Source organism: Amorphus coralli DSM 19760 (genome assembly GCF_000374525.1).
GTDB lineage: Bacteria > Pseudomonadota > Alphaproteobacteria > Rhizobiales > Amorphaceae > Amorphus > Amorphus coralli.
Genome location: NZ_KB894575.1, coordinates 40,716 through 55,560, shown reverse-complemented (window position 1 = coordinate 55,560; position 14,845 = coordinate 40,716). Strand labels below are relative to the sequence as shown.

Below are 14,845 nucleotides of genomic sequence, written 5' to 3'. Positions count from 1 at the left end.
CGGACGGCCCGTTTCCACTTTTCCCGGAAGCGCTCTTTGCTTGCGCGTTTCCGGTCGGAAAATCGCAAGAGCACTTTTCCTGAAAGCGCTTCAGCGCCCGAGTTGCGCCGGCAGCCATGTTCCCAGCGCCGGGACGGCGACGACCAGTGCCAGGACGACCAGCTTGATGATCAGGAACGGCGTCACGGCCGCGTAGATCTGGCGCATCCGGATGGCCGGTGGCGCCACCCCCTGCATGACGAACAGCAGCAGCCCGAAGGGCGGCGTCAAGAGCGCGATCTCCATGGTCAGGAGATAGACGACGCCCAGCACCAGTTCGTCGATCCCCACCGACTTCGCCAGCGGGATGAACACCGGGATCGTCACCATCAGCATGCTGATCTGGTCGATGAAGCAGCCGAGGAACAGGAGGATCACGATCATCCCGATCAGGATGTGCAGGGCGGAGAGGTCGAAGCCCTGGATCAGCCGGATCAGTCCCCCGGTGGCGCCTGAGAAGGAGAGGATCTGGCTGAAGGTCTGGCTCGCCGCGATGATGAACAGGATCATCACCGAGAGCTTCACCGTCTCCATCAGCGCGGTCGCCAGCGCCGGCAGCGTGACCGAGCGGTAGGCGAGGCCGGCGATGATGGCTGCGACGCAGCCGAGGGCGGCCGATTCCGTCGGGGTGGCGAGACCCGTGAGCAGGCTGCCGATGACCACGATGAAGATTCCGGACAGCGGTGCCACGTAGACAAGGAACGGTGTCCAGCGCTCGCGGAGGCTCATCCGCGGCTGGTCGTCCTGGGGGGCGAGGTCGGGCCGGATCGTTGCCGCGCCGGCGATTGCCAGAACGCACAGCGCCGACAGGATGATGGCGGGGAAGATGCCGGCCACCAACAGCCCGGCGATGGAGATCCCGGCCAGCGAGCCGAGCAGAACGGCGAGCGCGGACGGGGGGATCAGCATGGCGATGGCGCCCGACGCCATGATCGGACCCATGGCCAGCGTCGGGTGATAGCCGCGTTTCAGCATCGATGGGAGCAGCGTGGAGCCGAGCATCGCCGTGTTGGCGATGGTCGAGCCGGACAGCGCCGCGAAGATCGTGCCGCCGAACACCGTGACCACCGAAAGCCGGCCGGGCACGCGGGTGACCACCCGTTCGATGGCGTCGATGGCCCGGTGCGCCACCTTGGTCTGGAACAGGATCTCGCCCATCAGGATAAACAGCGGGATGGGGGCGAGGGAGAAGTTGGAGATGGACTGGGTGGCGTTGCGGGCCATCTGGATGAGCCCGTTCTCTCCGCCAAGGATGAAGAAGGCGCCGGCGATGTTAACGGCGATGAAGGCAAACGCCACGGGCAGCCCGACGGCGAGCAGCGCGACGAGCCCGCCAAGCATCAGCAGGAGCGTTGTGGACCAGTCCATGATCAGAGCCCGCTCGCCTGTCTGTCTGCGGTGTCGGTGCCCTCGATGGCGCGCCGGGCGAACTCCAGCGCAAGCAGGGCGCCGGAGACCGTCGGAGCCATCAGTGGCCACCACTCCGGATAGACCAGGATGCCGCGCACCATGGAGCCGCGTCCGAAACTGACGAGAACCGCCTGCAGCGCGCTCCAGAACAGCACCGCCGACACGGTCATGCCGACGAGGCACACGATGCGACCGAGCTGGCGGCGCCGGTCGGGCGACAGCTGCGTCGTAAAGATGTCCACGGTGACATGGGCGTTCTTGGACAGAACCCAGGGAGCGCCGAGGAAGGTCGCAGCCACCATGCCGGCTTCGATCAGGTCGACGAGGCCGCGGATCTGCGGCCCGTCAACGGCCCGCAGTCCGACATTGACGGCGATGGCCACGGCGATTGCAGCGAAGATCGCTCCCGCCACGAGGGCGAGAGCGTTCATCAGCGATTGCAGGGCAGAGGAAAACAGGCGCATGCCGGCCGGATCAGTCGGTCAGGCAGGCGCGCAGCTTCTCGGCGTTCTCGGCATTGACGGCCGAGATCGCCTTCCAGCCTTCCTCCTGGGCGGCGGTCAGCCACTTCTCGCGCTCGGCCCCATCGAGGCTGATCGTTTCGATGCCGGCCTCGGCCTGCTTGTCCCGCTCGCTGGCGTTGATGTCGGTGTTCTCGGCATTCTTCGCCTCGATCCACTCGATGCCGCGCTGAAGCAGGTTCTTCTGTTCGTCGCCGAGATTGTTCCAGGCGTCGAGATTCATGATCAGGTCGACATCCACCTGATAGAAGCCCGGATCGACACGGTACTTGGTCTGCTCGTCCCAGCCGAGATCCAGGACGCCCTGGGCCGGCCAGCCATATCCGTCGATCGTGCCGCGCTCCAGCGCGGTGTAGACCTCGCCCGGCGCGGTGCGCACGAGGTTGGCGCCGAGCGAATCGAACATCGCCTGGTAGACCGGCGTCGTCCGGATGGTGAGGCCGCTGAGATCGGCGCCCTCGACCGGCTTCGTCAGGTAGAGATGGAACGGAATCCCGTCGCCGGTGCGGCCGAGATATTTCACGTTCATCGCGTCCTGGTGGAGCCCGTCGATCAGGTCGTAGCAGCCGTTCGCGCGCTGTTCCTGGATGGTGTTGGTGGCCAGCTTGAGCGCGTCGCCCTCGGGGAGCAGGTTCGTATAGAAGGCGGCGGTCACGTTGGCGATGTCGACGACGCCGGAGGACACGGCATTGCCGACCTCGAACGGCGGCACGGCTTCCGGTCCGCCCACCACGTTGATCTGCAGCACGCCTTCGCCGTTCTCGTTGATCCAGTCGACGAACGCCTTGAAGGGGCGGTCGAAGGTCGTGCCGGCGGCGAAGGCGCTGGCGCCGCGCAGGGTAACTTCCTCGGCTGAGGCGCCGAGGGGCGTGCCGATGAGAAGGGCGAGGCAGAGCGAAGTGCGTTTCATAGGGGTCCTCCCGTGGCGTGTCGGTCCCGCTCTTCTGCCGGCACGCGGCGGGCGGGATCCGATGTGGCGTTATAATTCCATCTTAGAATTGATCTGTTTCGAGGGAAATGCATGCATTTGCATTTTTCTGCATCTTTTTGAGCCTGCCGCCCGACCCGTGGCCAACAAAAAACGCGCCCGGAGTGCTCCGGGCGCGTTCGGCAGTTTCGGGTGGTGCGTTGCCGGGCCTAATGCTCGACGTTGCTCCAGATCTTGCGCTTCGTGAAGTAGAGCAGACCGGCGAAGACCAGCAGGAAGAGCATGACCCGCATGCCCGTCTGCTTGCGTGCCTCCAGCTTCGGCTCCGCTGCCCACATCAGGAAGGCGGACACGTCGCGCGAGTACTGGTCGACGGTCTCCGGGGCGCCGTCGCTGTACTCGACGAGCCCGTCGGAGAGCGGCGGCGGCATCGCGATCTGGTTACCGGAGAGGAAGGCGGTGTTGTAGTACATGCCCGGCGCCAGGGTGACGTCCTCCGGCGGCTCCTCGTAGTGGGTGAGGAGCGCGTGGAGATAGTCCGGGCCCGCTTCCTGGTACTGGGTCAGCGCATCGAACACGAAGGTCGGGAAGCCGGCATGGGCGGCACGCGCCTTCGCGATCAGCGACAGGTCCGGCGGGTAAGCGCCGCCATTGGCCGCACGGGCCGCCTGCTGGTTCGGGAAGGGCGCGGGGAAGTGGTCGGACGGACGCGCTTCCCGCTCGAACATCTCGCCGCTGTCGTCCGGACCGTCCTCGACGGTGTACTCCGACGCGATCACCTTCACCGCGGCGTCCGAGAAGTACGGACCGCTCGGCGAGGCCAGGGTGCGGATCGCCACGAACTCCAGGGAGTGACAGGCGGCGCAGACCTGCTGGTAGACCTTGAAGCCGCGCTGCAGCTGGCCCGGGTCGTAGCTGCCGAACGGGCCGGAGAAGCTCCAGTCCTCGCGCGGAATGTGCGGAGCTTCGCCACCGGCGGCGGTGGCCGGTGTCCCGGCGCCCATCATCAGGGCGCCGGCGAGGCCGGCAGCAAGCGCCAGGCTGAGCCGAACGATCATCGGTTTCTTCCGTGTCACAAGCATTCCCGGCTCACCCCTTGTCCTGCGGTGCGGCCGTCGATCCGGCCGGCTGGGCGCCGCCGCCCGACTTCTTCCCGAGCACCGATTCGGTGATCGAGGCGGGAAGCGGCTTGGTGCGCTCGACGAGGCCGAGCACCGGCAGGATGATGATGAAGTAGGCGAAGTAGTAGGCCATCGCGATCCGGGCCAGCACCACGTAGATGCCTTCCGCCGGCTGCGCTCCGAGCCATCCCAGGAAGACGCACACGATGGCGAAGACCCAGAAGAACTGGCGGAACAGCGGCCGGAAGGCGCCGGAGCGGACCTTCGAGGTGTCCAGCCAGGGCAGGAAGAACAGGATGGCGATGGCGCCGAACATGGCGATCACGCCGCCGAGCTTGGACGGCACGGCGCGCAGGATCGCGTAGAACGGCAGGAAGTACCATTCCGGGACGATGTGCGCCGGCGTCACCAGCGGGTCGGCCGGGATGTAGTTGTCCGCGTGACCCATGTAGTTCGGGATGTAGAAGAGGAACCACCCGAAGAACAGGAGGAACACCACCATCGCGAACATGTCCTTGACGGTGATGTACGGGTGGAACGGAACCGTGTCCTGCCCCGACTTCACCGACACGCCGGTCGGGTTGTTGTTGCCGGGAACGTGGAGCGCCCAGATGTGCAGGATCACCACGCCGACGATCATGAACGGCAGCAGGTAGTGCAGCGCGAAGAAGCGGTTCAGCGTCGGGTTGGCGACGGAGAAGCCGCCCCACAGCCACTGCACGATGCTCTCGCCCACCAGCGGGATTGCCGAGAACAGGTTGGTGATCACGGTGGCGCCCCAGAAGGACATCTGGCCCCAGGGCAGCACGTAACCCATGAAGGCGGTGGCCATCATGAGGAGGAAGATCACCACGCCCAGCATCCAGAGGATCTCGCGCGGCGCCTTGTAGGAGCCGTAGTAGAGACCGCGGAAGATGTGGATGTAGACGGCGATGAAGAACATCGACGCGCCGTTGGCGTGCATGTAGCGCAGCAGCCAGCCGAAGTTCACGTCGCGCATGATCTTCTCGACCGACGCGAAGGCGAGCTCGGTGTTGGCCGTGTAGTGCATCGCCAGCACGATGCCGGTGATGATCTGCACCACCAGCATCATCATGAGGATGGCGCCGAAGGTCCAGAAGTAGTTCAGGTTGCGCGGCGTCGGGAAGTCGATCGCCTGCGCGTTCATGAGGGTCAGGATAGGCAGGCGCGAATCAATCCACTTCGCGAGCTTGCCCTGGGGCTGATAGGTCGAGTGTCCGGACATCGATACCGTTCCTTCCCGCCGTCAGCCGATCCGGATGACGGTATCGGCGGTGAATGCGTAGGTGGGCACCAGCAGGTTCTCCGGAGCGGGACCTTTGCGGATGCGGCCGGCGGTGTCGTAGGACGAGCCGTGACAGGGGCAGAACCAGCCGTCGTACTCACCCGCCTCGCCGATGGGGACGCAACCCAGATGGGTGCAGATGCCGACCATCACGAGCCACGGCTCCTTGCCCTCGGCCGCGCGGTTCGCGTCGGTCGCGGGCGCGTCGGAGGGAAGGTTCTCGTTGCGCGCGATCGGATCCTTGAGGTCGCCGAGGGGAACGTCCTTCGCCTCGGTGATTTCCTTCTCGGTCCGGTACCGGATGAAGACCGGCTTGCCGCGCCAGCTCACGGTGATCGACTGACCCGGCGCCATCGACGACACGTCCACCTCGGTGGTGGCCAGCGCGAGGGCGGCGGCGTCCGGGTTCATCTGGTCAATGAACGGCCACGCAACAGCCGCGACTCCGACTGCACCAAAGGCGCCTGTCGCCAGGTACATAAAGTCGCGACGTGTCGGTTCCGACGAATCCATGCTCGCCAAGGTCGGCTCCTCTCGATGCCGATGATGATCTTGTTTCGCCGCGTGCGGGGCGGACCTTGAAAGACCCCGGGTGTCCCATCGACAGCCATTGAGGACACCGCAGCTCACCGCACGCGATCGGCTCTTTTAGAACCGCTTGCGTTTTTGCACCCCTTCATGCGGTTGTCCAGTGGCGAGCAGGGGCTTTGGACGGTTTGTCGCAAATGGCGACATCATGCGCGCTGTATTGGATTTTTCCCCGTTCCGTCCGGCCCAAGCTCACCCCAGGTGACGGAAAGACAGACGGTGCGGATTGCGCTCTATCAGCCGGACATTCCCCAGAATACCGGAACGATTCTCAGAATGGCGGCCTGTTTCGGGCTCTCCGTCGACGTGATCGGCCCGGCGGGCTTCTCGCTGACGGATGCCGCATTCAGGCGAGCGGGGCTCGATTATCTGGAAAAGGCGGCGCTGGTCCGGCACGCCTCGTGGGAGGCCTTCATGGCGGAGAGGGCCGAACGGCCGGGCCGGCTGGTGCTGTCCACCACCCGCGCGTCGCAGACGCACGCCGGGTTCGGGTTCGCGCCAGACGACATCCTCCTGTTCGGCCGGGAATCGTCGGGGGCGCCGGAAATCGTTCACGCCGCGGCAGACGCGCGCATCCGAATTCCCATGGTGGACGGTGTGCGGTCCCTCAACCTGGCCGTATCCGTGGCGCTGGTCGTCGGCGAGGCGCTCCGTCAGACCGGCGGTTTCCCACCGGCCTGACGGAGCCTGTCGTGCAGGTCTAGACGGCCTCGGCTTCGAGGTCGATCTCACCGAGGAAGCCGCCCGACTGATGCGCCCAGAGGCGGGCGTAGATCCCGCCTGCCGCGACGAGCTCGTCGTGGCGTCCGGTCTCCACGATGCGGCCGGCATCCATCACCACCAGCCGGTCCATCCGCGCGATGGTGGACAGGCGGTGCGCGATGGCGATCACCGTCTTGCCCTCCATCAGCGCTTCCAGATCCTCCTGGATCGCCGCTTCGATCTCCGAATCGAGGGCCGAGGTGGCCTCGTCGAGGATCAGGATCGGCGCGTCCTTGAGGAGCACGCGGGCAATGGCGATCCGCTGGCGCTGGCCGCCCGAGAGCTTCACGCCACGCTCGCCGACGTGGGCATCCAGCCCCCGCCGTCCGCCGAGGTCCACCAGGTCGGGCACGAACCCGTCGGCATGCGAACGCTCCAGAGCCGCCTGGATGGCGGCGTCATCGGCGTCGGGCAGGCCGTAGCGGATGTTGTCGCGCACCGAACGGTGGAGCAGCGACGTATCCTGGGTCACCATGCCGATGGCCGAGCGCAGGCTTTCCTGGGTCACGGCGGAGATGTCCTGGCCGTCGATCAGGATGCGCCCGCCTTCCACGTCGTGGAAGCGCAAGAGCAGGTTCACCATCGTGGACTTGCCCGCCCCGGACCGGCCGACGAGGCCGACCCGTTCGCCCGGCGCGATGGTCAGGCTCAGCCGGTCGATGACGCCGCGCGTCTGTCCGTAGTGGAAAGACGCGTCCTCGTAGCGGATCTCGCCCCGGGTGACGGCCAGCGGCTTGGCGTCCGCCCGGTCGGTCACCGCGTAGGGCCGCGCGATCGCCTCCATGCCTTCCGCCACGGTGCCCAGGTTCTCGAAGATCCCGGTCACAACCCACATGATCCAGCCGGACATTGCGTTGATGCGCATGACCAGCCCCGCGGCAAGCGCGATGGCGCCTATGGTGATCGCACCGCTCTGCCACAGCCAGAGGGCCGTGCCGAGCGTTCCGGCGATCAGGAGCCCGTTGATGGTGACGAGCGAGATGTTCATGCCGGTCACCAGACGGGTCATCGTCCGGAACTTGGCCGTGTGATCGACGATCGACTCGCGGGCGTAATCGTCCTCCCGCTCGGCGTGGGCGAACAGCTTCACCGTCATGATGTTGGTGTAGCTGTCCACGATCCGCCCGGTCATCGTCGACCGTGCCTCCGCCATCACCGTCGCCTGGTTCTTCACCCGCGGCACGAAATGCACCAGCACCCACACATAGGCGACGATCCAGAAGATCAGCGGCACCGTCAGCCAGATGTCCGCCTGGGCGAACAGGACCAGCGCCGACCCGGTGTAGATCGTCACGTACCAGATGGCGTCGATCATCGAGACCACCGCCTCGCGCAGCGAGGGCCCGGTCTGGACGATCTTGTTGGCCAGCCGGCCGGCGAAATCGTTCTGGAAGAACGACACGCTCTGCCGCAGCACGTAGCGATGGGTCTGCCAGCGGATGAGGTTGGTCAGCCCCGGCTCCACCGCCTGGTGCACCAGAAACAGATGCAGCGTCGCCGCAAGCGGACGCAGGACGACCGCCACGAGCGCCATGACGAGCAGCGTCGTGCCGTGCTCGGCGAAGAGCGCGGAGGGCGGCGTGTCCGCCAGCATGTCGACGATGCGGCCGACGAAGTCGAACAGGCTGACCTCGATAAGCGCCACGATGCCGGCGACCACCAGAAGCGCGGCGATCACCCGCCATGCTTGGCGCACGAAATGCCAGACGAACGGCCAAAGCCGATCCGGAGGCCGGGCGTTGGGACGGTCGGTGAGGGGGTCTACGAGCGACTCGAAATACGAGAGCATGGCTGAGCTCCGGGCATGGCTGCGACTTGGAAAAGGTTCGCGCCGATGCGGAGCTCTGCGGCCGGAGGCCGGGAGCAGGCAGGGCGCGTCAGAAAATGGGCGTGACGCGTCGGATCATCTCGATCTCCGGTTGGGTATGACGTCGGAGGCTGTCTGGTTTGCCGTTCCAACGAAGCAGGGTGGACATACGTCAGACGTTCGGGGAATGCATCCCCCGCAATTCCGGATTCCGGCGACTGTTGCCGCGCGGCCACGGGTGGCCGCACCCGGCATTAGCCAAGCTCGAAGGTGGTGACCCCGAAGGATCGGCCCGTGGGCAGGTCGGGCGCGGGGCCGCGGTACATGCGGGCCGTCTCGAACGAGGGCGTCAGCCCGAAGCGTCCGGCGAGCGCGGTCGCCTCCCGGTTCGTTTCCGGCACGTCGAGGCTGACCGGTTCGCCGGGCGCCGCCGTGGCCGCGAGCGAGACGAACAACGCCTCGGCGGTTCGCGCATCGTCGGCGAACAGCGGTCCGATCTTGTGGCCGGTCCGGCAGGCGCGGATGACGCCGAACCCGGTGAGCGATCCGTCTGCTTCTGCGACATGTGTCTGCCGGGCCGTGCCGGCGCGCGGCGCCACCCATACCCGCATGAACCCCTGGCGGTCATCGGGGAAGAACGGACGGTCGTAGGCCATCACGGCCGGCAAATCGTCGGGCTCCAAGGGGCGGGTGACGGCCATGCCGGCCTGCGCCGGCGCTCTCGGCGCCGGTCCGGTGAAGCGGATGTTGCGGCCGGCGAGAACGAAGCCGCTCTTTCGTTAATTGTCCTGCTGCGCCACCACGCCGTCGAGGCCCACGATCCGGTCGCCGAATCGCGCCATGGCAGCCTGCCAGACGGCAAGCCCATGGCCTGCGCCCCACGCCTCGGGCACCACGATATAAAAGCCCAGGAAGCCGAAGCGCTCGCCGTAGCGCACCGCCGAGATCGACGCGACCGGGCGTCCCCCGACCCGGCCGAGGATCAACCCGTCCGGGTCGGCCGCCCGGAAGGCCGCGAGGTCGTCGAGGCCGGGGTTCCAGCCCTCCGCCGCGGCCCAGTCCACCGCACAGGCGAACGCGTCATCGCGGGCCGGTCCGATGTCGATGGCGTCCATTGGCATTTCCTCCCCCGGGTCGGTGGTGCCGGCTCCCCTCCGGAGCACAGCTTGGCGCAGGCTACGGTTTCTATAGGTCGTGTGATCCGAGGAGAATTGCGAGGGAACAGTGAGACAAGAGACATTCGCGATGTCCGGCGACGATAGCGGCGGCTACTTTGCCACCGGGATCTCGGAATCCCTGTCGATCCGGGACGCCGACATTCATCGCGTCCTCGTGGACTATTCCACGGACGTGCTCTGGCTGCTCCACCCCGATTACACGATCCGCTATGTCTCCAACGCGGTGACCGCACTGCTCGGCTGGCAGCCGGACGACCTGATCGATCGCCAGCCGATCGAGATCGCGCACACGGCGGACGTCCCCATCGTCGAGGATGTCGTCCGCCGTGCCGTCGTCGGCGAGCCGGGACCGTTCACCTTCACGCTGCGGGTGCGGCGCACCGATGGTGCCTTTGTCTGGGTCGAATGCCGCGCAGTCCGTATCCGCGATCCGCAATCCGGCGATTTCCTGCAGGGCGTGGTGGTGACCATGCGCGACATCACCGCGCGCAAGAAGCTGGAGATGGAGCTCGCCACCCTGGCCTCCACCGACGCTTTGACCGGGCTTGCGAACCGGCGTGCCCTGGACGATGCGCTGACGGGTTGCTGGTCGAACAGCGACCAGATGTCCCTGATCATCGGCGATATCGACCACTTCAAGAGCTTCAACGACAGCTTCGGCCACCAGGCCGGCGACGATTGCCTGCGCGCGGTGGCGGGCGTGTTCGGTTCGGTCGCCCGGCGGATGCCTGGGGCCGTCGCGGCCCGCTATGGCGGCGAGGAACTGGCGATCGTGCTGCCCGAGGCGGACCTGGACACCGCGTGCGAGGTGGCCGACACGGTCCGCACCAAGGTCGAGGCGCTGAAGATGCCGAAGGGGAAGTGCCGGTCGGGCCAGGCATATGTTACCGTGAGTTTCGGCGTCGCAACGGCGAAGGCCGACAGCGAGGAGGCGGTCCCGATCCCCCAGAGCCTCATCTTCGCGGCGGACGTTGCCCTTTACCGGGCAAAGCGCGAGGGGCGGAACCGGGTCGCGGCCACCTACCCGGAAACGGCGGACCGTGCAGCCGGGGTGCGGCAGCGCTGAGGGCAGGCGATGAAGGTCAAGCGGATCGTGGCGAACCTGGAGGCGACCGATCCGCAGGCCGCAGTGGCCTTCTACCGCGATCTGCTGGGCCTCGATGTCCTGATGGACATGGGCTTCATTGTTACCTGCGAGTCAGACGCCACGGCGCGTGTCCAGCTCAGCCTCATGTCGGAGGGTGGATCGGGCACGCCGGTTCCCGACCTCTCCATCGAGGTCGACGACCTCGATCAGCTGATCGCGCGCCTCGATGCAGCGGGTCTGGTGCCTGAATACGGCCCCGTGGACGAGCCCTGGGGCGTGCGCCGGCTGTTTGTCCGCGATCCGCTGGGCCGGCTTCTCAACATCCTGCAGCACCGCAACTGAAGTCTCGGCGCCCTGCGGCGTGTGGCGTCCCCGACTGTGATAACCTAAGTTAATGTTCGGCGGTGAGCGACCGCCTAGACTTGCACCTTATCCAGTCTGGACTGGTCGGGCAGACGCGGGTCGGGGCGACGGCGTCGGTCTGGTGAGCCGAAATTGGCCGATGAGACCGCGCGGTCACGTCGGCGATGGGCTCGGCCAGGCTCTTCAAGGGGGAGACGCGGAATCCATGCTCGTTGGCGAGAACCCGATGCTGCGCAAGTTGCGCGCGCTCGAGCCGTTCTCGGAGGAGGAGCAGCGTCTTCTCACCTCCCTCTACACCCGCACGGTTCATCTTGGCCCGCGCCAGGATGTTGTGCGGGAAGGCGACCGGGCGCGCGAGTGCAGCCTGCTGCTGTCCGGCCTGGCCTGCCGCTACGCCATGACCGCCGACGGCAAGCGCCAGATCACCGCCTTCATCGTCCCCGGCGACATCTTCGACATTCAAAGCCTGCTGCTTGAGGTCATGGACCATTCGGTCGGCACCATCGCGCCGTCGACTGTCGCCATGATTCCGCACGAGACGCTGATCCAGATCAGCAACGACTCGCCGCGCGTCAGCCGCGCCGTCTGGAAGGAATCGCTGTTCGAGGCCGCGGTCTTCCGCGAATGGATCGTGAATCTCGGGCGGCGCAGCGCGTATCAGCGCATCGCCCATGTCATGTGCGAGTTCTACGCCCGCCACAAGCTGGTCGATCTCGTCGACGGCGACAGCGTCGCCTGGCCGATGACCCAGACGGAAATCGCCGACGCCACCGGCCTGTCGGTGGTCCACGTCAACCGGTCCATCCAGGCCTTGCGGGGCGAGGGGCTCATCCGCCTCGCTGCCGGCGTCCTGACCATCCAGAACTGGTCCGGGCTGGCCGAGGCGGGCCAGTTCGAGGGGCGCTACCTGCAGGGCGGCTTCCCGAAGAGCGCCCCGCCGCTTTCCGGCGAGCGTGGCACCGACGGCATTCGCACTGGCCGGACAGGGTAGGCGCCGCGATTCCAGCGGACACCTTTTATCACCGCACGCCGTCCCCAAGTGAGGGCCACCAAGCAAGGCCCGACCGGTGACGGACGGACCAAACACCCATTCAGACGTGCGGAGCACATCCATGGAAACGATCGAGATCGGCCGGTCCGGCCTGTCCGCCTCGCGCATCGGCCTCGGAACCTGGGCCATCGGCGGCTGGCAATGGGGTGGTACCGACGAGGCACGGTCGATTGCCACGATCCGCGGCGCCATCGAGCGCGGCGTCACCCTCATCGATACCGCGCCCATCTACGGGTTCGGCACCTCCGAAGAGATCGTCGGCAAGGCGCTCGCGGAGAGCGGTCTGCGGGACCGCGTTGTCATCGCGACCAAGGCCGGTCTGGACTGGTCCGGGGATGGCGTGGTGTGCGATTCCCGTCCCGGGCGTCTGCGGTCCGAACTGGAAGACTCGCTGCGGCGGCTCCGGACCGATGTGATCGACCTCTACCAGATCCACTGGCCGGACCTGGAAACGCCCTTCGAGGAAACGGCCGAGACGCTGGAAGCCTTCCGCGCCGAGGGCAAGATCCGCGCGATCGGTGTCTCCAACTTCTCGCCGGACCAGATGGACGCCTTCCGCAAAGCGGCGCGGCTCGACACCGTGCAGCCGCCCTACAACCTCTTCGAGCGCGAGATGGAAGCGGACGTGCTGCCCTATGCGGCGTCCACCGGCCTGACGCTCCTGACGTACGGGGCGCTGTGCCGGGGTCTCCTGTCCGGCAAGGTGTCGAAGCAGCGCGTCTTCGAGGGCGACGATCTGCGTCAGTCGGATCCCAAGTTCCAGCCGGGGCGCGTCGAGGCCTATCTCGATGCCGTCGACCGGCTCGACGCGCTGGCCCGCGAGCGCTTCGGCAAGTCGGTCCTGTCGCTTGCCGTGCGCTGGGTGCTGGACCAGGGGCCGACGATCGCGCTGTGGGGCGCGCGGCGACCGGACCAGCTCGATCCGATTGCCGACGTCGATGGCTGGAGCCTGGACGAGGAGACGAAGACCGAGATCGACCGGATCCTGTCCGAAACGGTGCCCGAGCCGCTGGCGCCGGACTTCATGGCGCCGCCGGAAACGCGCGGCGCGTGACACACTCCGTGGGGCCGGTTCGCGTCGTGCCGCTCACGGCGCGCAACCGGCGTCCGCGGCAAAAGGGCGGCCGATGGATTGAGGCGCGGGGTTGGCGGAGCGCGTCCCGGCGAAGCCCGGCGCGCCGTCAGCCGGCGTCCGACTGCTTCTCGAACCAGTCGACGATCATCGGCATGTTCCGCTCGAACCCTCCCGGAAGAAAGACGTTCAGGAGCCCGGCGCGCGCATCGGTGCGGTTGCTGAAGTCGTGCAACACGCCTGCCGGGATGCGCAGGAAAGCGCCGGCGGAAGCGTCCCGCCACGTGTCGCCGACGAGAAACGACATCGTGCCTTCCAGCACATAGAAAAGCTCCTCGTTGGCGTCGTGGGAATGGGCACCCGGTCCCTCGCAGCCCGGCTCCAGCCACCATTCCGACACCGAGTAGCGGCAGCCGGTCTCGGCCTCGTCGGCCTTGAAGACCGCGCGCATGGCGCCCATCGCGTAGTGCCGGCCTTCGCCCTTTTCCAGCATGATCGATCGGCTGTCGTCTTCGGCCATGAGTGTCGGGCTCCGGATGAAACGTGGGATTGTGGAGCATAGCGTCCTTCGTGGTTCACCGGGAGGGGGCCGCCTTGCGCTCTCCGGCGCTTTCCGCCACACCGGCCGGACCTGTCGATGGAGAGCGCACGACCATGAGCGACCAGAAAGTCCCCGACCGGCCGCTGCCCGACGATCTGGACACCAAGAAGAGCTTGGCGCAGGACTGGTTTCAGGCGCTGCGCGACCGGATCTGCGCCTCCTTCGAGGCGCTGGAGGACGAGGCGGAAGGCGCGCCGGGCACCGGCGACCTGCCGGCCGGACGCTTCGAGCGCACGCCCTGGGAGCGCACCAACGCCGACGGCGAACCCGGCGGTGGCGGCACCATGAGCATGATCGGCGGCCGCGTCTTCGAGAAGGCCGGCGTCCACACCTCCACGGTCCATGGCACCTTTTCGGAGGAGTTCCGCAAGCAGATCCCCGGTGCGGACGCGGACCCGCGCTTCTGGGCCTCCGGCATCTCGCTGATCGCCCACCCGCTGAACCCGAACGTGCCGGCCGTGCACATGAACACCCGCATGGTGGTCACCACGCGCCAGTGGTTTGGGGGCGGGGCCGACCTGACCCCCGTGCTGGACGCGCGCCGCACCCAGGACGATCCCGACACCGTCGCCTTCCACGCCGCGATGGAGGCCGCCTGCGCGCCGCACGCCGTCGCCGACTATCCCCGCTACAAGGCGTGGTGCGACGAGTATTTCTTCCTGAAACACCGGGGCGAGATGCGCGGCATCGGCGGCATCTTCTACGACTATCTGAACTCCGGCGACTGGGAGGCGGACTTCGCCTTCACGCGGACCGTGGGCGAGGCCTTCGCCGACATCTACCCGGATCTGGTGCGCCGAAACCTGCGCACTCCCTACGGGGAGGCGGAGCGCGACGAGCAACTCGTCCGGCGCGGGCGCTATGTGGAGTTCAATCTGCTCTACGATCGCGGCACCATCTTCGGCCTGAAGACCGGCGGCAACGTCACCTCGATCCTGTCGTCGATGCCGCCGCTGGTGAAGTGGCCCTGAACGCACACCATCCTGCACCGTGGCCGAGGGGGCCGGCTGC

General features: G+C 66.9%; 14 protein-coding genes and 1 pseudogene. 6 read left to right on the top strand and 9 right to left on the bottom strand.

What is annotated here, in order from left to right; genetic code table 11:
- Positions 1–90: 90 nt before the first annotated feature.
- From C507_RS0115405 to petA, 6 genes are all read right to left on the bottom strand, one after another.
- Positions 91–1,407, bottom strand: a complete 1,317-nt coding sequence (locus C507_RS0115405) for a TRAP transporter large permease (RefSeq protein WP_018700611.1) — start codon at positions 1,405–1,407, stop codon at positions 91–93.
- A gap of 2 nt (positions 1,408–1,409) precedes the next feature.
- Positions 1,410–1,880 (bottom strand): TRAP transporter small permease, encoded by a 471-nt coding sequence (locus C507_RS0115400; RefSeq protein ID WP_040401279.1) that lies wholly within the window; start codon positions 1,878–1,880, stop codon positions 1,410–1,412.
- A gap of 43 nt (positions 1,881–1,923) precedes the next feature.
- Positions 1,924–2,880, bottom strand: a complete 957-nt coding sequence (dctP, locus tag C507_RS0115395; RefSeq protein ID WP_018700609.1) for a TRAP transporter substrate-binding protein DctP — start codon at positions 2,878–2,880, stop codon at positions 1,924–1,926.
- A 227-nt stretch (positions 2,881–3,107) separates the two neighbouring features.
- On the bottom strand, positions 3,108–3,956 hold the full coding sequence (locus C507_RS0115390; protein ID WP_018700608.1) for a cytochrome c1: 849 nt from the start codon (positions 3,954–3,956) through the stop codon (positions 3,108–3,110).
- A gap of 31 nt (positions 3,957–3,987) precedes the next feature.
- Complete coding sequence (locus C507_RS0115385; RefSeq protein ID WP_018700607.1) at positions 3,988–5,265, bottom strand: cytochrome b; 1,278 nt, start codon at positions 5,263–5,265, stop codon at positions 3,988–3,990.
- Positions 5,266–5,286: 21 nt separating this feature from the next.
- Positions 5,287–5,838 (bottom strand): ubiquinol-cytochrome c reductase iron-sulfur subunit, encoded by a 552-nt coding sequence (gene petA, locus C507_RS0115380; protein ID WP_425386859.1) that lies wholly within the window; start codon positions 5,836–5,838, stop codon positions 5,287–5,289.
- A gap of 276 nt (positions 5,839–6,114) precedes the next feature.
- Between petA and C507_RS0115375 the strand changes: the two genes are divergently transcribed.
- Positions 6,115–6,594, top strand: coding sequence for a tRNA (cytidine(34)-2'-O)-methyltransferase (locus C507_RS0115375; protein WP_040401258.1), 480 nt, complete (start codon positions 6,115–6,117; stop codon positions 6,592–6,594).
- A gap of 19 nt (positions 6,595–6,613) precedes the next feature.
- Here C507_RS0115375 and C507_RS0115370 read toward each other — a convergent pair whose 3' ends face one another.
- Complete coding sequence (locus C507_RS0115370; RefSeq protein WP_018700604.1) at positions 6,614–8,464, bottom strand: ABC transporter ATP-binding protein; 1,851 nt, start codon at positions 8,462–8,464, stop codon at positions 6,614–6,616.
- 272 nt (positions 8,465–8,736) lie between these two features.
- Positions 8,737–9,597, bottom strand: a pseudogene (locus tag C507_RS21620) (GNAT family N-acetyltransferase).
- A gap of 130 nt (positions 9,598–9,727) precedes the next feature.
- Between C507_RS21620 and C507_RS21615 the strand changes: the two are divergent.
- The 4 genes from C507_RS21615 to C507_RS0115345 all read left to right on the top strand — a co-directional run bounded on the left by C507_RS21615 (position 9,728) and on the right by C507_RS0115345 (position 13,215).
- Entirely contained in the window at positions 9,728–10,726 is a 999-nt protein-coding gene (locus C507_RS21615) for a sensor domain-containing diguanylate cyclase (RefSeq protein ID WP_018700601.1), read from the top strand.
- Positions 10,727–10,735: 9 nt separating this feature from the next.
- Positions 10,736–11,089, top strand: a complete 354-nt coding sequence (locus tag C507_RS0115355; protein WP_018700600.1) for a VOC family protein — start codon at positions 10,736–10,738, stop codon at positions 11,087–11,089.
- Positions 11,090–11,315: 226 nt separating this feature from the next.
- The gene (locus C507_RS21610; protein WP_018700599.1) at positions 11,316–12,101 is read left to right on the top strand and encodes a Crp/Fnr family transcriptional regulator; all 786 of its coding nucleotides are present in this window, start codon (positions 11,316–11,318) and stop codon (positions 12,099–12,101) included.
- A 121-nt stretch (positions 12,102–12,222) separates the two neighbouring features.
- Positions 12,223–13,215: an aldo/keto reductase gene (locus tag C507_RS0115345; RefSeq protein WP_018700598.1), complete on the top strand. Its 993-nt coding sequence runs from the start codon at positions 12,223–12,225 to the stop codon at positions 13,213–13,215.
- Positions 13,216–13,342: 127 nt separating this feature from the next.
- Here the strand turns inward: C507_RS0115345 and C507_RS0115340 are convergent, their stop codons facing one another.
- A complete protein-coding gene (locus C507_RS0115340) occupies positions 13,343–13,753 on the bottom strand; it encodes a cupin domain-containing protein (RefSeq protein ID WP_018700597.1) in 411 nt (136 codons plus the stop codon).
- Between the two features lie 134 nt (positions 13,754–13,887).
- On the opposite strand from C507_RS0115340, the gene hemF reads away from it, so the two are divergent.
- The gene (hemF, locus tag C507_RS0115335; RefSeq protein WP_018700596.1) at positions 13,888–14,805 is read left to right on the top strand and encodes an oxygen-dependent coproporphyrinogen oxidase; all 918 of its coding nucleotides are present in this window, start codon (positions 13,888–13,890) and stop codon (positions 14,803–14,805) included.
- Positions 14,806–14,845 lie beyond the last annotated feature (40 nt).